Origin of the sequence: Pseudomonas sp. WOUb67 (genome assembly GCF_050058005.1) — a bacterium.
GTDB lineage: Bacteria > Pseudomonadota > Gammaproteobacteria > Pseudomonadales > Pseudomonadaceae > Aquipseudomonas > Aquipseudomonas putida_R.
The window spans coordinates 6,299,689-6,324,965 of the sequence record NZ_CP170112.1 but is presented as its reverse complement, the minus strand read 5'-3'; the positions used below and the strand labels follow the sequence as shown (position 1 = coordinate 6,324,965).

General features: G+C 65.5%; 19 protein-coding genes. 4 read left to right on the top strand and 15 right to left on the bottom strand.

What is annotated here, in order from left to right:
- Positions 1–2: 2 nt before the first annotated feature.
- A complete protein-coding gene (gene cra / locus ABOC32_RS27940) occupies positions 3–998 on the bottom strand; it encodes a catabolite repressor/activator (RefSeq protein WP_043200568.1) in 996 nt (331 codons plus the stop codon).
- 284 nt (positions 999–1,282) lie between these two features.
- Here cra and ptsP point away from each other — a divergent pair, with 284 nt between their 5' ends.
- The 3 genes from ptsP to ABOC32_RS27925 are packed head-to-tail and all read left to right on the top strand — an operon-like array spanning position 1,283 to position 6,822.
- Complete coding sequence (gene ptsP, locus ABOC32_RS27935; protein WP_426809644.1) at positions 1,283–4,135, top strand: phosphoenolpyruvate--protein phosphotransferase; 2,853 nt, start codon at positions 1,283–1,285, stop codon at positions 4,133–4,135.
- Positions 4,136–5,083 (top strand): 1-phosphofructokinase, encoded by a 948-nt coding sequence (gene pfkB, locus ABOC32_RS27930; RefSeq protein ID WP_426809643.1) that lies wholly within the window; start codon positions 4,136–4,138, stop codon positions 5,081–5,083. It begins immediately after the preceding gene.
- Positions 5,080–6,822 carry a PTS fructose-like transporter subunit IIB gene (locus tag ABOC32_RS27925; RefSeq protein WP_426809642.1) on the top strand — a complete coding sequence of 581 codons (1,743 nt, stop codon included), beginning with the start codon at positions 5,080–5,082 and terminating at the stop codon, positions 6,820–6,822. The genes pfkB and ABOC32_RS27925 overlap by 4 nt, the downstream gene beginning before the upstream one ends.
- A gap of 168 nt (positions 6,823–6,990) precedes the next feature.
- Here ABOC32_RS27925 and ABOC32_RS27920 read toward each other — a convergent pair whose 3' ends face one another.
- On the bottom strand, positions 6,991–7,212 hold the full coding sequence (locus tag ABOC32_RS27920) for a DUF3820 family protein (RefSeq protein WP_043200601.1): 222 nt from the start codon (positions 7,210–7,212) through the stop codon (positions 6,991–6,993).
- 202 nt (positions 7,213–7,414) lie between these two features.
- Here ABOC32_RS27920 and ABOC32_RS27915 point away from each other — a divergent pair, with 202 nt between their 5' ends.
- Positions 7,415–7,891, top strand: coding sequence for a ferritin-like domain-containing protein (locus ABOC32_RS27915; RefSeq protein WP_234227508.1), 477 nt, complete (start codon positions 7,415–7,417; stop codon positions 7,889–7,891).
- On the opposite strand, the gene ABOC32_RS27910 is transcribed toward ABOC32_RS27915, so the two are convergent.
- The 13 genes from ABOC32_RS27910 to ABOC32_RS27850 form a co-directional block, all read right to left on the bottom strand.
- The gene (locus ABOC32_RS27910) at positions 7,888–9,378 is read right to left on the bottom strand and encodes a diguanylate cyclase (protein ID WP_426809641.1); all 1,491 of its coding nucleotides are present in this window, start codon (positions 9,376–9,378) and stop codon (positions 7,888–7,890) included. The genes ABOC32_RS27915 and ABOC32_RS27910 overlap by 4 nt on opposite strands.
- A gap of 223 nt (positions 9,379–9,601) precedes the next feature.
- Complete coding sequence (locus ABOC32_RS27905) at positions 9,602–10,936, bottom strand: OprD family porin (protein ID WP_426809640.1); 1,335 nt, start codon at positions 10,934–10,936, stop codon at positions 9,602–9,604.
- Between the two features lie 205 nt (positions 10,937–11,141).
- Positions 11,142–11,366: a hypothetical protein gene (locus tag ABOC32_RS27900; RefSeq protein WP_019470382.1), complete on the bottom strand. Its 225-nt coding sequence runs from the start codon at positions 11,364–11,366 to the stop codon at positions 11,142–11,144.
- A gap of 278 nt (positions 11,367–11,644) precedes the next feature.
- The gene (locus tag ABOC32_RS27895) at positions 11,645–13,048 is read right to left on the bottom strand and encodes a heavy metal sensor histidine kinase (RefSeq protein ID WP_426809639.1); all 1,404 of its coding nucleotides are present in this window, start codon (positions 13,046–13,048) and stop codon (positions 11,645–11,647) included.
- Positions 13,023–13,697, bottom strand: a complete 675-nt coding sequence (locus ABOC32_RS27890) for a heavy metal response regulator transcription factor (RefSeq protein WP_012270545.1) — start codon at positions 13,695–13,697, stop codon at positions 13,023–13,025. The genes ABOC32_RS27895 and ABOC32_RS27890 overlap by 26 nt, the downstream gene beginning before the upstream one ends.
- 9 nt (positions 13,698–13,706) lie before the next feature.
- The gene (locus ABOC32_RS27885; protein WP_426809638.1) at positions 13,707–16,799 is read right to left on the bottom strand and encodes a multidrug efflux RND transporter permease subunit; all 3,093 of its coding nucleotides are present in this window, start codon (positions 16,797–16,799) and stop codon (positions 13,707–13,709) included.
- Entirely contained in the window at positions 16,796–17,959 is a 1,164-nt protein-coding gene (locus tag ABOC32_RS27880) for an efflux RND transporter periplasmic adaptor subunit (RefSeq protein WP_426809637.1), read from the bottom strand. The genes ABOC32_RS27885 and ABOC32_RS27880 overlap by 4 nt, the downstream gene beginning before the upstream one ends.
- Before the next feature lie 279 nt (positions 17,960–18,238).
- The gene (locus tag ABOC32_RS27875) at positions 18,239–18,973 is read right to left on the bottom strand and encodes a YkgJ family cysteine cluster protein (RefSeq protein ID WP_426809636.1); all 735 of its coding nucleotides are present in this window, start codon (positions 18,971–18,973) and stop codon (positions 18,239–18,241) included.
- The gene (locus ABOC32_RS27870) at positions 18,970–19,281 is read right to left on the bottom strand and encodes a hypothetical protein (RefSeq protein ID WP_426809635.1); all 312 of its coding nucleotides are present in this window, start codon (positions 19,279–19,281) and stop codon (positions 18,970–18,972) included. Before ABOC32_RS27870 ends, ABOC32_RS27875 begins: the two co-directional genes overlap by 4 nt.
- Positions 19,282–19,369: 88 nt before the next feature.
- Positions 19,370–20,269: a chemotaxis protein gene (locus ABOC32_RS27865; protein WP_426809634.1), complete on the bottom strand. Its 900-nt coding sequence runs from the start codon at positions 20,267–20,269 to the stop codon at positions 19,370–19,372.
- Between the two features lie 209 nt (positions 20,270–20,478).
- A complete protein-coding gene (locus tag ABOC32_RS27860) occupies positions 20,479–21,663 on the bottom strand; it encodes an HlyD family type I secretion periplasmic adaptor subunit (RefSeq protein ID WP_426809633.1) in 1,185 nt (394 codons plus the stop codon).
- Complete coding sequence (locus tag ABOC32_RS27855; RefSeq protein ID WP_426809632.1) at positions 21,660–23,828, bottom strand: type I secretion system permease/ATPase; 2,169 nt, start codon at positions 23,826–23,828, stop codon at positions 21,660–21,662. Before ABOC32_RS27855 ends, ABOC32_RS27860 begins: the two co-directional genes overlap by 4 nt.
- Complete coding sequence (locus ABOC32_RS27850; protein ID WP_426809631.1) at positions 23,825–25,261, bottom strand: TolC family outer membrane protein; 1,437 nt, start codon at positions 25,259–25,261, stop codon at positions 23,825–23,827. Before ABOC32_RS27850 ends, ABOC32_RS27855 begins: the two co-directional genes overlap by 4 nt.
- Positions 25,262–25,277 lie beyond the last annotated feature (16 nt).

The window sequence follows — 25,277 nt, the reverse complement described above, 5'->3', positions numbered from 1 at the left end:
GTTCAGGCCGCCGTGATGCGCTGCTTGAAGGTGCGGCCCACGGCATGCACGCCCGGTTCGTAGCGTTTTTCCTCGATTGCGGCCAGCGCCAGTTCCAGCGCGGTGGCAGCAATCAGGCCATGCTGCTGGGCCATGGCATTGACCGGCAGTGGCAGGAAGTCGAGCAACTGGTTGTCGCCAAAGGTGCCCAGCTGCAACTGGCGCGAGTCGGCAGGGCGCGCCTGCAGGGTGTCGAACACCCCTTGCAGCAACACGTACGAGGTGGTCACCAGGGCATCCGGCAGGCCGCCCAGGTCATGGATAAGCTGTTGCATGAGGCGCTGGCCGCACTCACGGCTGAACGCTTCGCCCTGGTAGCGACGGACATCACCGGCGTAGCCTTGCAGGGCTTCGTCGAACCCACCGGCACGCGCCTGGCTGACCGACAGCTCGGGGCGTGCGCCAATCAGGGCAATGCTGCGTGGGGCTGCGCTGAGCAGGCTGGTGGCCAGTTGGCGGCTGGCATCGCGATCATCGCTGATTACCGAGCAGAAGTGTGCAGGGTCCAGGCGGCGGTCGATGGCGATCACCGGCAGGCCTTTGTCCTGCAAGTCGCGGTAGCTGTCGTCTTCCGGTGGCAGGCAACTGGCGACGAACAGGGCATCGCAACGGCGCGCGCGGAAAAGCTGCTGCAACTGGCGCTCGCTGTCGGGCTGGTCGTCGCTGCTGGCGATCAGCAACTGGTAGCCACGGGCGCGGGCGCCTTGCTCCAGCTGCTTGGCGATGCGGGCGTAGCTGGGGTTCTCCAGATCCGGGAGAATGAAGCCCAGGGTGCGGGTGTGTCGGCTGCGCAGGCCTGCGGCCTGTGGGTTGGGTGTGAAGCCGTGGGCTTCGACCACCGCGCGCACCCGTTCGACAGTACTGCTGCTGATGCGCTGCTGTTCAGCCTTGCCGTTGATGACGTAGCTGGCCGTGGTCACGGACACACCGGCCAGACGGGCGATATCGCTGAGTTTCACCGAATTTTCCTTGTTATTTCCGGGGCTGGCTCTGAGGCCGGACCGGGTATTTTGACCCGGCGCTGGCGCCATGCGCAGACGACCATTGTCGCAATTGTCCGACAGGATGGGGCTTTTTACCGGGCAGATTATCGAGTAACGTGGCCGCCTGGTCAGATTAAACGTTTCAGCTGCCGAATTTTCTGCCTCGGCTGCCATCTGTGCAAGGCTGTTGAACTGGCCCTTCATGTGAATTTCACAACAATACTCCAGTACCCGACCGGGAACTGCAAAAGGAGAAGGTCATGCTCGAACTCGCCAAGGAGCAGATAGCCATGGGCCAGACGGCCGCCGACAAGGCCGGGGCGTTGCGCCTGCTGGCGGACCGGCTGGTTGCCGATGGCCTTGTCGCGCAGGGGTACCTGCAGGGGCTGCAGGACCGCGAGGCGCAAGGCTCCACCTTCCTTGGCCAGGGCATCGCCATCCCCCATGGCACCCCGCAAACCCGTGACCTGGTGTATGCCACCGGCGTGCGTCTGTTGCAGTTTCCCGAAGGCGTGGACTGGGGTGATGGGCAAATGGTCTATCTGGCCATCGGTATCGCCGCCCGTTCCGACGAACACCTGCGCTTGCTGCAACTGCTGACCCGCGCGCTGGGCGAGACCGACCTGGCCGAGGCGCTGCGCCGGGCCAGTTCCGCCGAAGCACTGCTCAAGCTGCTGCAAGGCGCGCCACAAGCGCTGGCGCTGGATGCGCAACTGGTCGGCCTGAACCTGCCGGCCGAAGACTTCGACGAACTGGCCTGGCGCGGTGCCCGCCTGTTGCAGCGCGCCGACTGCGTCGACAGCGGTTTTGCCGCTGTGCTGCAGCAGGCCGAGCCGCTGCCACTGGGCGAGGGCCTGTGGTGGCTGCACAGCGAGCGCCAGGTGCGTCAGCCGGGCCTGGCTTTTATTACCCCGCAGCAGCCACTGCGTTACCGTGACCAGCCGCTCAATGGCCTGTTCTGCCTGGCCAGCCTTGGCGCTGCTCACCAGGCCCTGCTTGAGCGCCTGTGCGAAGTGCTGATCGAAGGCCGCGGGCAAATGCTCTATCAGGCCACCAGCAGCCGTGCAGTGCTTGAAGTGCTGGGCGGCGAGGCGCCAGCAGACTGGCCCAGCGCGCGCATCGTGCTGGCCAACCCGCATGGCTTGCATGCCCGCCCGGCCAAGGTGCTGGCGCAACTGGCGAAAGGTTTCGAGGGGGAAATCCGTATACGCTTGGTCGACAGCGCGCAGCCGGCGGTGTCGGTGAAGAGCCTGAGCAAGCTGCTCAGCCTCGGCGCCCGTCGTGGCCAGGCCCTGGAACTAGTGGCCGAGCCGGGTATCGCCGCCGATGCCTTGCCGGTGTTGCTGGCCGCCATCGAACAAGGCCTGGGTGAAGAGGTGGAGCCGCTGCCGCCAAGTGCGGAGCCCGTTGCCAGTGTTGCTGCCCAGGTGCTGCAAGCCCCTGCGGCCGGTAGCCGCGTTCAGGGCGTGGGCGCTGCCCCCGGCATTGCCAGTGGCCCTGCCCATGTGTGTGTCGAGCGTGAGTTCGACTACCCCCTGCGCGGCGAGTCCTGTGCCCAGGAACGGCAAAAGCTGCGCCAGGCCCTGGCCACGGTGCACAGTGAGCTGCAGGCCTTGGTCCAGCGCAGCGACAAGGCCATTGGCGAGATTTTCGTCACTCACCAGGAAATGCTCGCCGACCCGGCCTTGACCGATGATGTCGAGCAGCGCCTTGCCCAGGGGGAAAGCGCTGCGGCGGCGTGGATGGCGGTGATCGAGGCCGCGGCGCGCCAGCAAGAGGCGTTGCACGATGCCCTGCTGGCGGAGCGCGCCGCCGACTTGCGCGATATCGGCCGCCGCGTGCTGGCGCAGTTGTGCGGTGTGCATGCCCAGGCTGAACCCGAGCAACCGTACGTGCTGGTGATGACCGAAGTCGGCCCGTCCGACGTCGCCCGGCTGGACCCAAACCGGGTCGCCGGTATCGTCACGGCTCAGGGCGGCGCCACTGCCCACAGCGCCATTGTCGCCCGTGCCCTGGGCATCCCGGCGGTGGTCGGTGTGGGGGCGGCGATCCTGCTGCTGGAGCCTGGCACCCCGTTGCTGCTGGATGGCCAACGCGGCGTAGTCAGCGTGGCGCCGCCGGAGGATGAATTGCAACGCGCGCTGGCCGAGCGTGATGCGCGCGAACAGCGTTTGCAGGCCGCCTGGGCCAACCGGTTTGAACCCGCTGTCACCCGCGATGGCCACGCCGTGGAAGTATTCGCCAACATCGGTGAGAGCAGCGGCATCGCCAAGGTAGTGGAGCAGGGCGCCGAAGGTGTGGGCTTGCTGCGCACCGAACTGATTTTCATGGCCCACCCGCAGGCCCCGGACGTGGCCACCCAGGAGGCCGAGTACCGCCGCGTGCTCGATGGCCTGGGCGGGCGGCCGCTGGTGGTGCGCACCCTCGATGTCGGCGGCGACAAGCCGCTGCCGTACTGGCCGATCACCGCCGAGGAAAACCCCTTCCTCGGCGTGCGCGGCATACGCCTGACCCTGCAGCGCCCGCAGGTGATGGAAGACCAGTTGCGCGCCTTGCTGCGGGCCGCCGACCAGCGCCCGCTGCGCATCATGTTCCCGATGGTGGGCCAGGTGCACGAGTGGCGCGAGGCGCGGGCCATGGTCGAGCGCCTGCGTGCAGAAATCCCGGTGGCCGACTTGCAACTGGGCATCATGGTCGAGGTGCCTTCGGCGGCCCTGCTGGCCGCGCAACTGGCGCGCGAAGTGGACTTCTTCAGTATCGGCACCAACGACCTGACCCAATACACGCTGGCCATCGACCGCGGCCACCCCAGCCTTTCGGCCCAGGCCGACGGCCTGCACCCGGCGGTATTGAGCCTGATCGACATGACCGTGCGCGCCGCCCATGCCCACGGCAAGTGGGTGGGCGTGTGCGGCGAGCTGGCGGCCGACCCGCAGGCGGTGCCGGTGCTGCTGGGGCTGGACGTGGACGAACTCAGCGTGTCCGCGCGCAGCATCGCCGAAGTCAAGGCCCTGGTTCGCCAGGCCGATCATCAGACGGCCCGCGCCCTGGCGCGCGAGGCCCTGCAACAAGACAGCGCCGCAGCGGTTCGCGCGCTGGTGGAGCGTTACTGAATGGCCAAGATCCTCACCCTCACCCTGAACCCGGCGCTGGATATCACCATCGGCCTCGATACCCTGCGCCCGGGGCAGGTCAACCGCAGCCAGGCGCAACAGAGCCACGCGGCGGGCAAAGGGCTGAACGTTGCCCAGGTACTGGCCGACCTGGGGCACAGCGTGACCGTTGGCGGTTTCCTCGGGTGCGATAACCTGCAGCCGTTCGAGGCGCTGATCGACTGGCGCGGCTTTACCGACTGCTTTGTTCGGGTACCGGGCGAAACCCGCAGCAACATCAAGCTGGTGGAGGCCGATGGCCGCGTCACGGACATCAATGGGCAAGGTCCGGAGATCGACGAGGCGGCATGCAGTGCCTTGCTGCACCGCCTGGAGCAGGTCGCCCCGGGGCACGATGCCGTGGTGGTGGCGGGCAGCCTGCCGCGAGGGATCAGCGCCGATTGGTTCCGCCAGCTGCTTGACCGGTTGAAGGCCCTTGGCCTGAAGGTGGCGCTGGACAGCAGCGGCGAAGCCTTGCGCGCCGGCCTGCAAAGCGCGCCCTGGTTGGTCAAACCCAATACCGAAGAGCTTGGCGAAGTGCTTGGCCTGGCTGTGGATAACCCGGCGCAGCAACGTGCCGCTGCCGAGCAGCTACTGGCCAGCGGCGTCGAACATGTGGTGGTGTCTGCGGGCGAGCAGGGCGTCAGCTGGTTCGCCCGCGACCTGGCCCTGCATGCCTGCCCGCCCGAGGTAAGGGTTGCCAGCACGGTGGGGGCGGGGGATTCGCTGGTCGCCGGCATGGTCCATGGCCTGCTGCAGGGCGAGGCCCCTGCACAGACGTTGACCCGCGCCACCGCGATTGCCGCCCAGGCCGTCACCCAGGTTGGCTTCGGCATCCGTGACCGTGAGCAGCTGGCGCGCCTGGAAGCCGCGGTGCAACTGACAGAACAACAAGAGGGTTGCCGATGAACATTGCCATTGTCACTGCCTGCCCCAACGGCCAGGTGTCGAGTGTGCTGAGCGCGCGCTTGCTGTCTGCCGCTGCCCAGCGGCGCGGCTGGAGCACCAGTGTGGAAGTGCAGGATGCCGAGCACCCCGAGCGGCAACTGAGCGCCGCGCAGATCGCCGAGGCCGACTGGGTGCTGGTGATCAGCACCGGCCCGGTGGACCTGGCCCGCTTCGTGGGCAAGCGCGTGTACCAGAGCACGCCGTCCCAGGCCCTGGCCGACCGCGAGGGCTTTCTTGATGAAGCGGCGGCCAACGCCCAACCGCTGATGGCTGCAGCAGGCGTGCCGGCCGAAGTCGCCAGCGCTGGCACACGCATCGTCGCAGTCACCGCCTGCCCGACGGGTGTCGCGCATACGTTCATGGCGGCGGAGGCATTGCAGCAAGCCGCGCAACAGATGGGCTATCAGCTCACCGTCGAAACCCAGGGTTCGGTCGGTGCGCGCAATCCCTTGTCTGTCGAGGCCATCGCTGAAGCGGATGTGGTGCTGCTGGCTGCTGATATTGAAGTGCCGACCGCGCGGTTTGCCGGCAAGCGTATCTACCGATGCGGCACAGGCATTGCGCTCAAGCAGGCACGCGCCACCCTGGACAAGGCCCTGGCCGAAGCCAAGGTGGAAAGCAGCGCCGATACCGCAGCGGCTGCCACGACGGCGAAGGGGGAGAAGACGGGTGTGTACAAGCACCTGCTTACCGGCGTGTCGTTCATGCTGCCGATGGTGGTGGCGGGTGGCCTGCTGATTGCCCTGTCGTTCGTGTTCGGCATCGAGGCCTACAAACAGCCGGGTACCTTGCCGGCCGCGTTGATGCAGATTGGCGGGGAGGCCGCGTTCAAACTGATGGTGCCGCTGCTGGCGGGCTATATCGCCTGGTCCATCGCCGACCGCCCGGGGCTTGCGCCGGGCATGATCGGTGGCCTGCTGGCCAGCACCTTGGGTGCCGGCTTCATCGGTGGCATCGTCGCCGGTTTCATTGCCGGTTACAGCGCCAAGGCCATTGCCCGCTGGGCGCGCTTGCCCAGCAGCCTGGAAGCGCTGAAGCCGATCCTGATCATTCCCCTGCTGGCCAGCCTGGTCACAGGCCTGGTGATGATCTACGTGGTCGGCCAGCCAGTGGCGGCCATGCTCGAAGGCCTTACGCATTTCCTCGACAGCATGGGCACCACCAATGCCATTTTGCTGGGGCTGCTGCTGGGCGGCATGATGTGTGTCGACCTGGGTGGGCCGATCAACAAGGCCGCCTATGCCTTCTCGGTGGGTTTGCTGGCGTCGTCGAGCTACGCACCGATGGCGGCGACCATGGCTGCCGGCATGGTGCCACCGATCGGCCTGGGCATCGCCACCTTCCTGGCCCGGCGCAAGTTCGCCCAGAGCGAGCGGGAGGCGGGCAAGGCCGCGTTGGCACTGGGGCTGTGCTTCATTTCCGAAGGGGCGATCCCGTTTGCTGCCAAAGACCCGCTGCGGGTGATCCCGGCGAGTATCGCCGGAGGGGCGCTGACGGGGGCACTGTCGATGTACTTCGGCTGCAAGCTGATGGCGCCGCATGGCGGCTTGTTCGTACTGCTGATCCCCAATGCGATCAACCATGCATTGCTGTATTTGCTGGCGATCGTGGCGGGCAGCCTGCTGACGGCGGTGGTGTATGCGGTGATCAAGAAGAGCGAGCAGGTTGAGCTGGCGGTGGCGCCGGTTAAAAGTGCCTGAGCTGACCCCGTACTGTAGGAGCAGCCTTGTGCTGCGAAGAGGCCGGTAAGGCTAAAAGCTGTCTTCGGCTGTAATGGCCTCTTCGCAGCACAAGGCTGCTCCTACAGGGCTTTGTGTTTACCTTGAAATCGACACAAGGCCGCTCCCACAGAGCCCGCCTCAGCGCTCTCAGCGCCCATGCTTCTTGCGCAACGGCACCAGCAGATCACCCAGCCCGTTGTGGTCGATTTCATGCATCAATGCCAACAACCCACCTAATTCCCCCGCAGGGAAGCCCTTACGCGCAAACCACGCCAGGTAATCCCCCGGCAGGTCCGCAATGGCTCTGCCCTGGTACTTGCCAAACGGCATGGTCCGGGTCACCAGCAGTTCGAGGGTTTCCGGCTTCATCATCGATGCACCTGGCTGTGGAAAAGCGCCGACCATACTGCAATCTGCACGAAGGCCCAAGCGGCAATCATGCAGAACGCCCTCATCAGGCTGTATGCGTAAGTCTCTAACTATCTGATTTATATGGATTTATTTCTAACGCAAAGACTGGCACGAACTCTGCTCCCTTACAGATGACTATCACCTGCCAAGGAGTTCGACCATGAGCAACCCCAACAAAGACGTGATTGACGTGCTCAACGACCTGATCGAGTACAGCAAGGATGGCGAGAAGGGTTTCAAAACCTCGGCCGAAGACGTGAAAAATCCCGAGCTGAAAGCGTTCTTCGTCCAGCGTGCCGGTGAATGCGCCAACGCCGCTGGCGAGCTGCAAAGCGAAGTGCGCCGCCTGGGTGGCGACCCGGAAACTTCTACCAGCATCAGCGGCGACTTGCATCGCGGGTGGGTCAACCTGAAGTCGATGGTCACCGGCAAGGACGAAGAAGCGGTGCTCAACGAAGTCGAGCGCGGCGAGGACCACGCCCTCAAGGCCTACAAGGAAGCCCGCGAGAAGCTGGTGAAACTGGGCCGCAGTGCCAGCGACATGACCTATGGCCTGGTGGAAAAACAGCTGCAAGGCGTGCAGCGCAACCATGACCAGGTCAAGGCCCTGCGCAACGCCGCCCGCGCCCGCTCCTAAGCGTCAGGCCCCTCTACCCGGTTGCGGCCCTTGGCCTTGGCCCGGTAGAGCGCTTCGTCCGCAGCCCCCAGCACCCTGCTCAGGTCGTGCTGGGTGCCGGACAGGCCGATGCCGATGCTCACTGTCACCGAGTGGGCGTCATCGGCAAAAGGTGCCAGCGCTTCGACGCTGGTGCGTATGCGCTCGGCCAGCAGCCGTGCGCCGGCTAGATCAGTTTCTGGCAGCACCACCTGAAACTCCTCCCCCCCATAACGAGCGGCCAGATCTGCCGGGCGGCGGATGCTCGCCTCGATGGTTTTGGCCACCTCACGCAACGCGTGGTCGCCCCCGGCATGGCCGTGGCGCTGGTTGAACGCCTTGAAGTGGTCCACATCCACCATCAGCACCGCCAACGGCTTGCGATTGCGCTGCGCGCGCGCCCACTCCTGGCGCAGCACCTGGTCCAGACGGCGACGGTTGGCCAGGCCGGTCAGGCTGTCGGTTGCGGCCAATGTCGCCAGGCCCTGTTCGGCCTCCTGGCGGCGGCGCAGTTCGCGGCCCAGCAGCAGGGTCAGCCAGAGAATGCCCACGCACAACACGCCCGTGGCGACGCTCACCAGAATCGCGGTGCGGCGCCAGGACTGGAACACTTCGTCGGCCGAGTGCACCACCAGCACGATCAGCGGCAACTGCGCGACCCTGGCGAAGGTGTAGATGCGCGGGTTGCCGTCGCTGCCGGAGCGGGCCGTGAAGTTACCGCTCTGTTCGCTGAGAATGCGCTTGAAGTTGGGCCGCTCGGCATAGTTGCTACCGATTGGCGGGTCTTGCGGACGTGAGGGCTGACGGGCGAGCAGCTGCCCGTCGGCATTGAACAGGTTGATGCTGCTGTCGTCGCCGATGTCCAGGCGCTTGAACAGCTCACTGAAGTACGACAGGCGCAGTGCGCCTGCGGCCAGCCCGGCAAACTCGCCATCGGGGCCGGAGATGCGCCGGCTGAAGCTGATGCACCAGTCCAGGCCGCCAAGCCTGGCCTTGAACGGCGGGCCCACCAGCAGGCCCAAGTTGGCATCGCGCTGGTGCGCCTTGAAGACCCCGGTGTCGCCGAAGTTGGCCTGGCGCGGCACATTGCTGGTGGAGTCGCCCACTACATTGCCTTGCTTGTCCAGCCACAGCACGTCACCGCGCTTGCGGTCGACGAAGGCTTCATTGAACAGCAGGCGTTGGCGCAACGGGCCGGGTATTTCCGGTAGTTCCTTGCGCCCGACGGCCCAGATCAGGCCTTGCAGTGACTGATCGTAGAGTTCGGCGTTGCGCAGGATGTCGCTTTCGATCAGCTGGACGATGTTGTTGGACGAGCGAATGGCCGACAGCTCGACGCTGTCCCGTTCGCGCGCCAGCAGGAAGCTGACGATGGCCACGATGGCGAGCACGGCAAGGCAACTGCCCAGGTTGAGGGTCAGCTCGGGGTGCGACCTGAGAAATGCGAAGCGCGGTAATCGGGTGGGCATGCTCGCTACTGCGTGGGCAGGGCCATTCGCGGCGGCGATATTCTAGGGAAGCGGAGATTGTCGGACAAGATTTGTCCGACGGAATCACGTATGGGGCTGCTATGCAGCCCATCGCCGGCAAGCCAGCTCCCACAGGTACTGCGAAGCTCTTGAGCCTGTGCATTACCTGTGGGAGCTGGCTTGCCGGCGAAACGAGGGCAAAGCCCTCGCATACGGTGTTAGATCAGAACACGTTCAGCGGGTAGTCGACGATCACGCGCACTTCGTCGTTGTCGCTGTTGCTGTCGATCGACGCATAACCCTGGCTGCCACGGTGGGTGGCGTAGCGCACCAGTACCGACAGGTCCTTGAGGTCACCCTCCTGGAACACGTACTTCACGTCCAGGTCGCGTTCCCAGTGCATGGCGTTCTTGCCATCTTCACGGTAGTAGTCGTAGTGGCTGGTGTCCTGGGTGGCTTGGGTCAGGTCGGCTTCACCGCGCGAGTACGACAGCGAGGTGGTCAGGCCAGGCACGCCGACACCGGCGAAGTCATAGTCGTACTGCAGCTTCCACGAGCGCTCGTTCGGCGCGTTGAAGTCCGAGTACATGCGCGAGTTGTCCAGGTACACGCTGTCGCCCAGGTTGATGTAGTCGAACGGCGTGTTGCCGTTCACTCGCTGGTAGGCAGCGGTGACGCTGTGGTACCCGGCGTTGACGGTGAAGTGCACGCTGTAGGTGTTGTTGTCGATCTTGCCCAGCAGGGCCTGGCCGGTGTCCTGGGTGTGGTAGAAGTGCACGCCCGGGTTCAGGCTGACCAGGTCGTTGACCACGTAGGTGTAGTCGAAGTCAGCGTAGTACTGGTTCCAGATGTCCTTCAGCTCGGCGGCGTAAAGGTTGGTGGTGATGTTCTCGGTACCGCTCCACGACGCGCCTGCCCAGTTCAGGTGCTTGCTCTTGTCGTGTTCGTCCAGCGAGCCGTAGTAGGTGTCGATACGGCGGTGGCCGCTCTGGTTGTACGGGTGGGTGAAGCTCACCTGGCCGCCTTCGAGCAGCAGGCCGTCGATGCTGGTGTTGGTCAGGCTCACTCCACGGAAGGTCTGCGGCAGCATGCGGGTTTCGCCGCCAGCGATCACCGGGTTGGTGAGGAACAGGTCACCGGCTTTCAGTTCGGTGTCGAACGCCTTCAGCTTGATCGCCGCACCGGCAGTGGAGAACGAATGCGGGGCAGCGCCCAGCTCGCCGTCGTCTTTGATGTGCTCGGGCAGGATGCTGGTGCCGGCATGGCCGCCACCACCGTCGAGTTTCAGGCCCAGCATGGCATGGGCATCCAGGCCAAAGCCGATCACGCCTGGGGTGTAGCCCGACTCGAAGCGCGCAACCGCGCCCTGGCCCCACTCGCGGGTGTCACGCACGCCAGCGTTGTGGTTGTCGCGGTTGAAGTAGGCATTACGGAAATGCAGGTTGAAGGACGAGCCTTCGATGAAGCCATCAGCCTTGTCTTCATCTGCCTGGGCGGCGAAAGGGATCGTTGCAGTCAACGCAATGAACAGCGGGGTAAAACGGAACGCGGAAGGCACCGGTACTAGCTCCTTTGGTCTGACGGTGGGGCAGTTTTTATTTTTGAATGTGCGTCTTTTTTATAGGTAGACGTTACAGCGTGGCTGAGAGTTAAAGCACATAAAAAAAGCCGCTGATCGGCAGCGGCTTTAAAAGGCTAACATATCGGCACCGGTGGTGCCCATTGCATAGCCAAGGGAAATCGGGAGCAGTGACAGCGCGTGATCAGCTGTCGGCGTTGGCATCGACAGAAACTTTGGAAGCTGTCTGTTTTGCGTCTTTGGCGGCGTCAGCCTTGTTTGCAGCTACTGCGTCGCGGGCGTCTTGATGGACGGCGGCGAGCTCTGCATTACGGGTGACGAAAGCGCTGGATTCTTCGGCCATGGCCAGGGGCGACAACAACAGGGAAGACAGAACGAAGACGCTGGCAATACCCATACTGTTGGACATTTGAAACTACCTTCTTGCGGGGCAAGTGCTAATGAGGACAGGAGTAAAGTTAGTCCTTTCAGTGCACTTGAAACAGAGCGAAGTGCGATAAGCACTGTTGCGCAAAAGGTAACGATCCAAAGAAAAGCAATAGTACTTTCGCCGCAAACCCCCGCGCTAGACGCGGTCCCTGTAGGAGCGGCCTTGTGTCGCGATGGGCTGCGCAGCAGCCCCGGCATTAGTTGCCATGGCGCAGAATCTGGGGCCGCTTCGCAGCCCATCGCGACACAAGGCCGCTCCTACAGAGACCGTGCAGGCTTCAGGATCGGTAACTGGATACCGAAGGTATTGAGCCCGGCCCCACTGCGCACAAACACCTCCCCCCCATGCATCAGTGCAATCGCCTTGACGATGGCCAACCCCAACCCATGGTTGCCCCCACCGCTGTTGCTGCGCGCGGCATCCACCCGGTAGAAGCGTTCGAACAGCAATGGCAGGTGCTCATCGTCAATCGCCGGCCCCGGGTTGCTCACGGCGATGCTGACCTGCTCGGGCCCGGCATCGATCTGCACCTGGATCACCTGATGCGGCGCGGTGTGTTGCACGGCGTTGTTCAGCAGGTTGATCAGCGCCCGGCGCAACTGGGCCTTTTCGATGGGGGCCTGGGCGTCGCCGGTCACGCTCACGCTGACCTGGGCGTCTTCGAGGATGTAGTCCAGGTAATCGAGGGTGGTCGCCACTTCTTCGGCCAGCGAGGCCTGGGTCAGGGCGGTGGCCTTGCTGCCCTGGTCGGCGCTGGCCAGGAACAGCATGTCGTTGATGATGCTGCGCAGGCGCTCCAGCTCTTCCAGGTTCGATTGCAGCACTTCGAAATAGTGCTCGGCGCTGCGGCCGCGGGTCAGCGCCACCTGGGTCTGGCCGATCAGGTTGGTCAGTGGCGAGCGCAGTTCGTGGGCGACGTCGGCGTTGAAGGCTTCCAGCCGTGAGTAGGCCTGGCTGACCCGGTCGAGCGCGGCGTTGAAGGCGCCCGCGAACTGTGCCAGCTCCGGGGCCAGGGCGTGGGTTTGCAAACGCCCGTCCAGGCGTGGCGGGGCCAGGGCCTGGGCCTCGTTGGACAACGCCAGCAGCGGGCGCAGGCCAATGCGCGCCACCCAGTAGCCCAGTATTGAAGCCAGCAGCACGCCAAGCACCGCCAGCCCGACAATCGCCACCAGCAGGCTGTGCTGGGCCTGCCAGAAGGTTTCGGTGTCGATGCCGATCAGAAAGCGCATCGCCGGCCGCTCGCCCAGCGCCGGCAGCTCACTGACCAGCACCTTGTACGGGTAGGGCCGGTCGGGCAGGCGCAGGTCGCGCATACCCTGCGGGCCTTCGGCGAAGGCACGTACCAGCTCGCTGGGGTGGCCGTATTCGTAGGCCGGGTTGCTGCTGACCACCCAGAAGCGGATGCGCTTGTCTTCTTCGCTGAGCAGGTTGAGCTTGTTGTTGATCTTGGCCCAGTGCTCCTGCGTGCCGAAGCGGTTGAGGGTGGATTCAAGCACGCTGAAGCGTGCATCCAGCTCCGCTTGCGGCAGCAGGTCCAGGCTGCGGTCCACCTGGCGGTACAGCGCCGAGCCGATCAGCAGGAACACGCCCAGCGCCACCAGGATGAACAGCGCCGACAGGCGCAGGGCGATGGAATTACCCCGCACGGTTTTCCAGGACATAGCCCATGCCTCGGATGGTGTGCAGCAGTTTGTTGTCGAAAGGCCCGTCGAGCTTGGCGCGCAGGCGTTTGATCGCCACTTCCACGACGTTGGCGTCGCTGTCGAAGTTGATGTCCCAGACCAGCTCGGCAATCGCCGTCTTCGACAGGATTTCGCCCTGCCGGCGGGCCAGCACGCTGAGCAGCGAGAATTCCTTGGCGGTCAGGTCCAGGCGTTGGCCGGCGCGGGTGGCCTTGCGCGCCATCAGGTCGATCCACAGGTCTGCCACTTGTACCTGCAACGGTTCATGGCTGCTGCTGCGCCGGGTCAGGGCCTGCAGGCGGGCGACCAGCTCCAGAAACGAAAACGGCTTGCCCAGGTAGTCGTCGGCGCCTTCACGCAGGCCATGGATGCGGTCTTCGACCCGCTCGCGGGCGGTCAGCATGATCACCGGCGTCTGCTTGCGCGCGCGCAAGGCGCGCAGCACGCCATAGCCGTCCAGGCCAGGCAGCATCACATCCAGCACGATCACCGCGTAGTCACCCTCCAGGGCCAGGTGCAGGCCATCGATGCCGTCCCGCGCAAGGTCCACGGTAAAGCCCTGTTCGCTCAGGCCGCGATGCAGGTAGTCGGCGGTTTTTTCTTCGTCTTCGATGATCAGCACACGCATGGTCTTGTCCTAGCTGGCACTTGGCGCTGCCGCACGGGCAGCCTGGCGGCGGTGGAACAGGCGCTCCAGGGCCAAGTATATGACCGGGGTGGTGAACAGCGTCAGGGCCTGGCTCACCAGCAGGCCGCCAACCACGGCAATGCCCAGTGGCTGGCGCAGCTCGGCGCCGGTGCCAAAGCCGAACATCAGCGGCACCGCGCCCAGCAAGGCCGCCAAGGTGGTCATGATGATCGGCCGGAAGCGCGTCAGGCACGCCTGGTGAATCGCCTGCTCCGGTGTCATGCCGTGATGGCGCTGGGCTTCAAGGGCGAAGTCGATCAGCAGGATGCCGTTTTTCTTGACGATACCGATCAGCAGCACCACGCCGATCAGCCCCATGATGCTGAAGTCCTGGCCCATGGCCCACAGCAGTATCAACGCGCCCAGGCCGGCCGAGGGCAGGGTGGAGATGATTGTCAGCGGGTGGACGAAGCTTTCGTACAGCACGCCCAGGATGATGTACACCGCCACCAGCGCCGCCAGGATCAGCCACGGCTGGCTCGACAGCGAACTCTGGAAGGCCTGGGCCGCGCCCTGGAAGTTGCCGCTGATGGAGTCGGGCATGCCCAGTTCGCGCTGGGTGCGGTCGAGGATGCTCACCGCATCACCCAGGGCCACGCCGGGGGCCAGGTTGAACGACAGGTTGGCCGCCGGGAACAGGCCGTCATGGCTGATCGACAGCGGCCCGGTGCTGGGTGGTGCCACGTGAGCCACGGCCGACAGCGGCACCATTTCGTTGGTCAGCGGCGAGCGCAGGTAGAAGTAGTTGAGGCTTTCGGCCTTGCCGCGCTGGCGGGCATCCAGTTCGAGGATCACCTTGTACTGGTTGGTATCGGTCTGGAATTCGCTGATCTGCCGCTGGCCGAAGGCGTCGTACAGGGCCTGGTCGACGTCGGTGGTGGTCAGGCCAAAGCGCGCTGCGGCCTGGCGGTCGATGTCGATGCGGGTGACGCTGGCACCCAGTTGCAGGTCGTTGGACAGGTCGCGGAACGCCGGGTTTTCCCGCAGGCGGTCGGTCAGGCGCTGGGTCCACAGGTTCAACGCCTCGCCGTCGTTGCTCTTGAGCACGTACTGGTACTGCGTGCGCGAAGGCCCGGAGCTGAGGTTGATGTCCTGGCCGGCGCGCATGTACAGGACGATACCCGGTACCTGGGCCAGCTTGGGCCGCAGCCGGTCGATCAGCTCGCTGGCCGATACATCGCGCTCGCCACGCGGCTTGAGGGCGATCCAGAAGCGGCCGTTGGCGATGGTCTGGTTGCTGCCGGTAACGCCCACCGAATGGGAGAATGCACGCACTGCAGGGTCTGCCTCGATGATCTTGGCCAGCGCCTGGTGCTTCTCGATCATCGACGGGTACGAAACATCCGCCGCAGCTTCGCTGGTGCCGAGAATGAAGCCGGTGTCCTGCAGCGGGAAAAAGCCCTTGGGGATGGCTACGTAACCGGCCACCGCCAGCGCCAGTGTCACACCAAACACGCCGAGGGTCAGGCGCTGGTGGGCGAGGGCCCGGTTCAGGCCCTTTTCGTACCACTTGACCAGGCGCTCGCCAAAGCCGCCCTTGTGCTCACCGGGTGGTCGGCGCATGAACAGCGCGCACAGGGTCGGCGCCAGGGTCAGCGAGACCACCACCGAAATCAGGATGGTGGCGGTAGCGGTCAGGGCGAACTCCTTGAACAGCCGGCCGACCACACCACCCATGAACAGCAGCGGGATGAATGCAGCAATCAGCGAGAAACTGATCGACACCACGGTAAAGCCAATTTCCCCGGCGCCCTTGAGCGCCGCGGTGCGGCTGTCGTCGCCGGCTTCCAGGTGGCGGTGGATGTTTTCGACCACCACGATGGCATCGTCAACCACGAAGCCCACCGAGATGACGATGGCCACCAGGGTGAGGTTGTTCAGGCTGAAACCCAGCACGTACATCAGCGCGCAACTGGCGATCAGCGACACGCCGAGCACGCTGGACACCACCAGGGTTGCCGACCACTGGCGCAGGAACAGCGCCATCACCCCGATTACCAGGGCCACGGCGATCATCAGGGTCAGTTCCACTTCGTGCAGCGAGGCGCGGATGGTCTGGGTGCGGTCCTGCAGCACCGACACTTCGACCGAGGCCGGCAGCATCTCTTGCAGCCTGGGCAGGGCGGCCAGCACGCGGTCCACGGTATCGACGATGTTGGCACCAGGCTGGCGGAAGATCACCAGGTTCAGCCCCGGCTGGTCGCCGGACCAGGCCTTCACGTAGGCGTTTTCAGCCCCGTTGATGACCTTGGCCACGTCCTTGAGGTGCACGGGTGCGCCGTCGCGGTACGAGACGATCAGTTGCGCGTAATCCTCGGGGTGGAACAGCTGGTCGTTGGCGGCAATGGTCGACACGCTGTGCTCGCCGTACAGCGCGCCCTTGGCCAGGTTCAGGCTGGTCTGCTGGATGGCCAGGCGCAGGTCGGCCAGGGTAAGGCCGATGGCGGCAAGCTTCTCGGGTTGCGCCTGCACGCGGATTGCCGGGCGCAGTTGCCCGGTGATGTTGATCAGGCCTACCCCGTCGATCTGGCTTAGCTGGCGGGCCAGCAAGGTTTCGGTGTAGTCGCTGAGGTCGTTGCCGGGCATCTGGTTGGAGCTGACCGTCAGCACCAGCACCGGGCTGTCGGCCGGGTTGACCTTGCGCCAGGTCGGCGGGTTGGGCAGGTCTTGCGGCAAGCGCGCGGTGGCCGTGTTGATCGCCGCCTGCACTTCCTGGGCGGCGGTGTCGATGTTCTTGTCGAGGGTGAACTGCAGGATCAGCGTGGTCGAGCCCAGGGCGCTGCTGCTGGTCATCTGGGTCATGCCGGGGATGGCGCTGAACTGCACCTCCAGCGGCGTGGCCACGGACGACGCCATGGTTTCCGGGCTGGCGCCGGGCAATTGGGCGGTGACCTGGATGGTCGGGAAGTCCGCCTCCGGCAGTGGCGCCACCGGCAGGCGCGGGAAGGCGATGGCGCCCAGCAGCACCAGGGCGAATGTCAGCAGCAGGGTGGCGATGGGGTGGTCGATGCACCAGGCGGAAACGCCGTTGCGGGTGTTCATGGCTGGCTCCGGCGGTCAGCCATTTCCGACGCTGCGGGGGCGTCGGCGGTGATTTCTACCCGCGCGCCCGGCTTGAGCCGCGACTGGCCGTCGAGCACCAGCCGGTCGCCCGGCTTGACCCCGGCGATGATGTTCAGCCCGCTGTCCTGGTACAGCACCTTGACCGGCACGCTGGTGACCTTGTCGCCGTCCAGGCGGTAAACGAAGTGCCCGTCGACGCCGCGTTGCACCACGGGCGGCGGTACCACCAGGGCGTTTTCTTCCACGGCGGTGCGCAGGCGAATGGTGACCAGCTGGCCCGGCCACAGATGGCCGTCCTTGTTGTCGAATTCGGCTTTTACCCGCACGGTGCCGGTGGTGGCGGAAACCTGGTTGTCGATCAGCGCCAGGTGGCCTTCGCCCAGCAGGCTACGCTCACCGTCGGCATCCATGTAGGCCTGCACCAGCGCCGGGGTGGTCGCCTTGAGCAGGCTTTGCAGGGTTGGCAGCATTTGCTGCGGCAGGGAGAACTCCACGGCAATCGGGTCGATCTGGGTGACGCTGAACAGGCCCTGGGTGTCGCTGGTGCGTACCAGGTTGCCAGGGTCGACGTTGCGGATGCCGGCGCGCCCGGTGACCGGTGAGCGGATCTGCGTATAGGAAAGCTGCACTTCGGCATTGGCGATGGCGGCCTGGTTGCCCTTGACCGTGGCCTGCAACTGGTTGACCAGCGCCTGTTGCTGGTCGAGGGTCTGCTTCGATACGCCGTCATCGCTGCTGAGCAGGCGGTAGCGCTTGAGGTCGACCCCGGCCACCTGGATCTGTGCCTGGCTCTGGCCGAGCTGGGCGCGGGCCTGGTCGAGGCTGGCGCGGATGCTGCGGTCGTCGAGGGTGGCGAGCAGGTCGCCTTCCTTGACCCATTGGCCTTCCTTGACCAGCACTTGGGTGAGTATCCCCTCGACTTGTGGCCGCACCTCGACGCTGTGCAGCGACAACACCGAGCCGATGGCGCTGGCATAGCGCGGCACGTCCTGCTGGGCGACGCTGACCACACGCACCGGCACGGCGGTTTGCGCGCGGGCGGCCGGTGCGGGTTGGCGCTGGCTGAACCAGATGCCTGCTACGACCAGGGCCAGGAGCGCCAGGGCGGCGAGGAGGACAGAGCGGGACGGACGTCGCATTGGTGCGGGCACCTTGGCCAGAAGTGAGGGAAACGATGGTCTGTACTCAATCTTATAGCCCCCGAACCGGGTCGGCAGCGTGACCGCTGGCTGACAGCGCTGTCAGTTTCGCGCCCTTTGGTCATGCGCGGACTTCTCTCGTCAAAGCTTGCGCGATACTTGTGGGAGCGGGCGCGCCCGCGAACACCGGCAGAGCCGGTGCCATCCACCGCGGTGGGTTCTTCGCGGGGATGCCCGCTCCCACAGATTACCGTGCATGCCTTTCTGCAGCCGGTCAGGCTAGAAACCGATAAAGGCGTAGTACACCGGGGGCTCGCTGGTAGTGCGCAAACCAAGCCCCTGCAAGCTGGCGACCAGCGCTTCATCCTGCACATGCAAGGTCCACTGCCCCCCGTCATCCCCCTGCACCTGCGCCAGCGCTGTGGCAAACGCGCCCATGTCCGGCAGGTAGGCGGTAAAGCCATTGCCCTTGAGCGCACTGGTGGTCATGCCCAGCGCCTGACACACCGCCACCTTGGCGGCAATGTCGTCGCGGTCGGCCTGCCGCGAGGCTTGCACCAGCGCTTCCAGTTCCGTATCGACCAGTTGCGTGCCGTGAATCAGTTCCGGCCCTTGTTGCCAGGCTTCCGGCGGGCAGTCCTTGTTGTCCGGGCGCAGCGGAATGTGCGGGTTGATCTCGACGGGGTAGATGCGACAGACCAGCGGGCGCTCATCGTAGATGGTGCACAGGTCGTTGTCGTCGAGGTTGCGGCAGCGCCCGGGGTTGAAGGCGGCAAAGGTGACCGACACGCGTGCTTCGCCGTCGCCGCAGTGCACGGCATGGGAACGGCGCAGCACGTGCTCGCGCTGCTCTGCCGGCATGCCAGGGCCATCGGTGACGAACGCCTCGATCAGCACCACCACCTGGCCGGCGGCATCCGCCCAGCGGCGTGCTTCATTCAGGGTCAACGGCACATGGTGCCCGGTGCAGCACTTGCCGCAGCCGGTACAGCCGAATCGCAAGCTCTCGGTCACTTGGCTTCCGGGCTCCACTCGCTGACGAAGGCACGCTGGTGCTGGCGGTCGTACAGGCACAGCTCGGTGCCGGTGCGCTGCTGCATGTGCTTCTGGGGGTAGACGCCTTCAACCAGCAGGGCGCTCATGCCGACCTGGTCATCGAACTCGGCGGGCTTGCCGCGGGCGTGGGCATCCTTGAACTGGCTGGCGGCCAGGCAGGCCTTGAGCATCTGTTGGCGCTGCTCGTTCCAGGCCTGGCTGCTGGAGGCGTGGGCGACACCGCTGAAGAGGGCGCAGGTGATCAGGATAGAGCTGAAAAACTTCATACGCGATTCCGGCAATTTGCTTGCGAGGGGCGCGAATTATGCCCGACTCACCCCCGGCGGCAAGCCGGGGAGTTTGTCGCTTAATATATCAGTGCTCTGCAAACACCACGGTACGCGCGGCCACCACCAGACAATCGGTCAGCTCTGGCGAGGAGAACTTGGTGAGGATGGCATTGGCCCCGGCCTGTGTTGCCTTCTCGCTGCTCATGGCGCTGTCCAGCGAGGTGTGCAGCAGCACGTACAGGTGCTGGAAGTCGGGTGTTTCTCGCAAGGTGCGGGTGAAGGCGTAGCCGTCCATTTCGCTCATTTCGATGTCGGAGACGATGATGTTGATCTCCTGCGCGGTGCCTTGCAGTTCCAGCAGCACGTTGATGGCGTCTTTGGCGCTGCGCGCGGTGTGGCATTCGATGCCCAGGTTGCGCAGGGTGTGCACCGACTGCTGCAGGGCCACCTGGCTGTCGTCCACCACCAGGATATTGGCGGCGGCCAGCAGGCTGGCGTCTTCTTCGGCCAAGGTGCCGTGGGGCGCCTCGGCCACCGGTGGGGCGATGGAGTGGATGACTTTTTCGATGTCCAGCACCTGCACCAGGGCGTTGTCGACCCGGGTCACGCCGGTGATGAACGAGCGGTTGCCCGAAGCGAAGGGTGGCGGTTTGATGTCGGTGCTCAGGCAATGCACGATGCGGCTCACCGCCTGCACATGCAGGCCTTGGCGCGAGCGGCTGATCTCGGTGACGATCAGGCAGCCGCCAGACGGGTCGGCCAGTGGCTGTTCGCCAATGGCGCGTGACAGGTCGATGACCGACAGCGAATGGCCACGCAGGGTCGCCACACCTTTCACGTTGGGGTGCGATTCCGGCAGCTTGGTCAGCGGCGGGCAGGGGATGATTTCGCTGACCTTGAGCAGGTTGATTGCCATCAACTTGCCGCTGCGCAGGGTGAACAGCAGCAGGGACAACGAGTCCGCGCGGGCATTTTGCGTGGCCATGGTGACCTTCGGTGGGGAACAGGGGATAACCGGTTATCGGCCTGATCAGGCTGGGCTTTAGTTCTTGAAGTGTCGTGGATCGACCAGGCGGCACTGCCCCCTGTGGGAGCGGGTTCACCCGCGAAGAGGCCGGCCCAGACAATGCAGATCGCAGGCCAGGCCCTTTCGCGGGTAAACCCGCTCCCACAGGGATAGCACCATGGCTACTGTCAGCGTTCGCGCAGGGCTTCCCTGGCCCGGTTCAGCGGCTTGATCAGGTAATCCAGGATGGTCTTCTCCCCGGTGCGGATATCCACCGTGGCAATCATCCCCGGCACGATCGCAAAGTGTTTGCCGGCCTTGTTCTGCAAGCTGTCCTGCTCGGTACGGATGAACACCCGGTAGTAATAGATTTCCGGTTTCACTTCATCCTGCAGGGTGTCCGGCGAAATACCCACCACCTTGCCTTCCAGCCCGCCATACACCGAGTAGTCATAGGCACTGATCTTGACCTTGGCCGCCTGGTCCGGGTGGATGAAGGCGATGTCCCGTGGCGCGATGCGGGTTTCGACCAGCAGGCGTTCGTCCATCGGCACGATCTTCATCACCTGGCCACCGGGCTGCACCACGCCGCCCAGGGTGTTGACCTCGATGTCCTTGACGATGCCGCGCACCGGCGAGCGCAGGGTCAGGCGAGTCAGCGAGTCACTGCGCCCGCGCACTACCTCGGACAGGCTGTCGGCCTCGGCACTGGCCCTGGCCAGTTCTTCCCGGGCACGCACCAGGTAGTCGGAGCGCGCCTCGTTGGCCTTGAGTTCCAGCTCCGAACGCTGGCGGTTCAGGCGGATCACTTCGACCCGGCTGGAGGCGCCCATCTTTGCCAGGTTCTCGGTGATCTTCAGCTCGCTGCGCACCAGTTGCAGTGAGTCCTGGATACCCGCCAGGGTCTGCTCCAGGCCGCGCCGGCGGGTCTGGTACAACGCGGTTTCGGCGTCGATCAGGTCGGGTGAGTCGCGCAGGCTTTCCGGGAAGGTCAGCGGCTTGCCGGTCACCTCTGCCTGCAAGCGGGCCTGGCTGGCCTTGGCCGCGCGGTACTTGGCTTCGCTCTCGCCGACGCTGGAGGCGGTCTTGGTCGGGTCGAGCTGGGCCAGCACCTGGCCGCGCTCGACCAGGTCGCCTTCGGCCACGCTCATCTGCGCGACGATGCCGCCCTCGAACGACTGGATCACCTGCTCGCGCGAACTGGGGATCACCTTGCCGGTGCCGGTGGACACTTCGGTCACCTCGAACCAGGCGGCCCAGGCCAGGAACGCAGCCAGCATCAAGGCGCAAAGGGTGATGATGCGGCCGGCGCGGAACACCGCCTGGTCGTCCTGCCCATCCAGGTAGGAGGCCGGGAGTTCATGGTTGCTCATGCCTGGGCTCCTTGCAGTTTGGCCAGCGCGGCATCGCGGGTGTCATCGATGACGATGCGCCCGCCGTCCAGCACCAGGATGCGGTCGACACGTTGCAACACGCTCAGGCGGTGGGTGGCGATCACCAGGGTACGGCCCTGGCAGAAGCGTTCGAGGTTATCCAGCAGCTTGCGCTCGGTCATGTCGTCCAGCGACGCGGTCGGTTCGTCCAGCAGCAGTACTTGCGGCTGGCGTACCAGCAGGCGCGACAGCACCAGGGCCTGGCGCTGGCCGCCAGACAAGCCCAGGCCGCCTTCCAGGATCAGGTGGTCCATGCCCTTGGGCAGGCGGCGGACGAAGTCCAGCGCGCCCGTGGCAGCCAGTGCGGCCACCAGTTCCTGGTCGCTGGCCTGGCCGGCGCCGAGGGTGAGGTTTTCCCGCAGGGTGCCGTGGAACAAGCGCGCGTATTGCGCCAGCACGCCCACGTCACGGCGCAGGTCGGCAGGGTCGAGGTGGCCCATGGCGATGCCGTCCAGGCTGACCTCGCCTTGCACCAGGTCCATGGCCCCTCCCAGGGCTTGCAGCAGGGTCGACTTGCCGGCGCCGTTGCGCCCGAGCACGGCAATGCGCTCGCCCGGCTGGATATCCAGCTGGCCGATGTTCAATACTGGCGGGGACTCCTCGCTGTAGCGGAAGTTGGCCTGGCGCAGGCGGTACTCGCCACGAATGGCCGGCAGGTGCACCCGGGCTTCGCCTTCGGGGTGGTCGACCGGTGACTGCATCAGTTTGTCCAGCCCTTGCAGGGCCACCTTGGCCTGCTGCCAGCGGGTCAGTACATGGGTCAGCTGCGCCAGTGGCGCCATCATCCGTGACGACAGCATCGACGCCGCTACCAGGCTACCGGTGGTGAGGTCGCCAGCGATGACCATCGGTGCGCCGACCACGATGACCACGGCAAACACCGCGCCCTGCACGTTCTGGGTCCAGGTCACCAGGCCATTGGTGAGGGTGCGCAGGCGCAGGTTGGTGTGGGCGCAGGCGGCGTTGTACTGGTTCCACTGCCGCTCGAAGCGAGCCTCGGCCTGCAGTGCCTTGATCTCGTCCAGGCCCTGGATGCTTTCCACCAGCATGGCGTTGCGCAGCGCCGATTCACGCATCGAGGCGTTGGCATACCTGGCCAGGCGCCGTTGTGCCAGCAGCCCGGGCAACACCATGGCCAGCAGTGCGACCAGCGGGATGATCACCAGCACGCCGCCGATCAGCCAGAACACGAACAGGAACAGCAGGAAGAACGGCAGATCGGCCAGGGCCGTGGCGGTACTGGAGGTGATCAGGTCGCGGATCGATTCCAGCTCGCGCAGCTGGGAGATGAACGACCCGGTGGACTTGGGCCGTACCGAGTTGCGCAGGCGCAGGGCATGCCCGTAGACCAAGTCGCTTACCCGCAGGTCGGCGCGTTTGCCGAGCAGGTCGGTCACCTTCAGCCGCAGCAGGCGCATGCTGAAGTCGAACACCAGCGCCAGCACCACGCCGCCGAACAGCACGTACAGGGTTGGCAGCGATTCGGCCGGGATCACCCGGTCGTACACCTGCATCGAAAACAGAACCCCCGCGAGGGCCAATACGTTGGCCACCAGCGAGGCGACCATCACCTGCCCATAGGGGCGCAGGTCGCGCAGCACGATGCGGGTAAACCAGTGGCGGTCGTAGGGCGCGGTGTAGTCATCGGTGCGCACATCGCGCAGCGGCCGTGCCGGGCGCAGCAGGGCGACGCGGTTGATGCGGCCCTTGAGGGTGTCGCGGGGCAGGCGAGAGGTCAGGCCCTGGTCACCGGCAAACACCACCGCCAGGTCGTCCTCTTCGGTGACCGACTCGACCACCGCCAGTTGGCCATCGTCCAGTTCCAGCACCAGCGGTGTACGCCACTGTCGCAAACCCTTGGCATCGAAGCGCACGAAGCGCAGGGCCAGGCCGGCCTGGCGCGCCATGTGGCGAAGGATCTCGTCCAGCGGGCGGGCATCCTCTACCGCGGCCAGGCGAATACGCTGGGGCGACACGTCCAGGCGGTAGTGGTGCGCCACCTGCAGCATCACTTCCAGCCACGGCCCAAGGTCCGGTCGATGAGGCGCTTCGGCCGCAGGGGCGGTGGGTTGTTCAGGCAGGGTCACATTGATCGAATCGGTCATGGCTGGATCTCCACCCCTTGCAGGTTGCGCCCCTCAAGGCCAAAGGCCGTGCGCAGGGCGCCGGTGTTGTACAGGCAGTCGACATCCAGGCGCAGCAGGTCGGAGCGGGTGCCGGCGAGTTCGAAGCGTGACTGGTAGATCTCCTGCTCGGCGTTGAGCAGGTCGAGCAGGGGCCGCGTGCCCAGGTCCAGGTACTGGCGGCCGTACAGCATGCGTGCTTCCTGGATGCTGACCTGGCGCGCCTCCAGCGACGTCAGACGACGGCCCAGCCCGGAGGTTTGTGCCATGGCCTCGGCCAGGCCACGACGGGCTTGCAGGCGGGCCGCGTCCTCGGCGGAGTCGGCGGCGGTCAGGGCATGACCGGCCGCGCGGCTGCGGGCACTGATGGCACCCCCTTGATAGATGGGCACCTCGACGTTCAGGTAGATGCCCGCCTGGGTGCGGTCCATGCGTGAGTTGTCGCGGTTGTAGTCGTTGTCCAGGTAGTGGTTGACCTGCGGTTGCAGCGACAGGGTCGGGTAGGCCTCGGCCTTGGCCTGGGCCAGCTCGGCCTGGCCCTGGGCGCGCTGGGCCAGGGCCATCAGCACGGCAGGCAGGCGGTCATCGCCTTGCGAGGGCCGCTTGCAGGCCTGGTTCAGCGCGGCTGGCGAATCCTCGGCCAGCGCCGGCGGGGTGATGCGCCCCATCAGCGCCGCCAGGGTCGAGCGCCAGCGCTCGTACTGCGACTGGTACTCCTCCAGCGTGGCGCGGGCGCTTTCCACCCGGGACTCGGCCTGCACCACATCGGAGCGCGTGCTGGCGCCCATGTCGCTGCGCTGGCGGGCCATGCCGGCAATGTCGCCCACCCCGCGAATCTGGTCGCGGGCAATGGTCATCAGTTGTTCATAGCGGCGGGTTTCGATCCAGGCGTAGGCCGTGTCGCGGGCCAGCTCGTCGACCACCAGCAGGATGTTGGCCTGGGCGCGGGCGGCGGCAGCCTGGGCCGCGTTGACGGCGCTGTCGACCTTGCCGAAGTCGTAGAGCATCTGCTTCAGCGACAGGTTCAGGGCCTGGCTGTTGCGGTCGCCGCCATAACCGGTGTCGTAACCGGTGCGGATACCGCCGGAAATCTGCGGGTAATACCCGGCGCGGGCGACGTTGATGCCTTCGCCCTGCTTGTACAGGTTGCCGATGGCCTCGGCGATACTCGGGTGCCATTGCGCGGCCTGCAGCACCGCATCGGTCAGCCCCAGCCGCTCGCCACTGGCGACCGGGGCCATGCCGGTGGGGGGGCGTGCGGGCACCGCTTCGGGCGCATCGCGTAGCAGTGATGGCCCGATCTGGCGCAGTTGGGGGTCTATGTCATCGGCTGCCTGGGCAACCGGGTGGAAGTTGAGGGCCAGGAGCCCGAAGGCTCCCAGCAACAGCGGTGACAGCGGACTGCTTCGCTTCACATAGTTCCCTTACTGC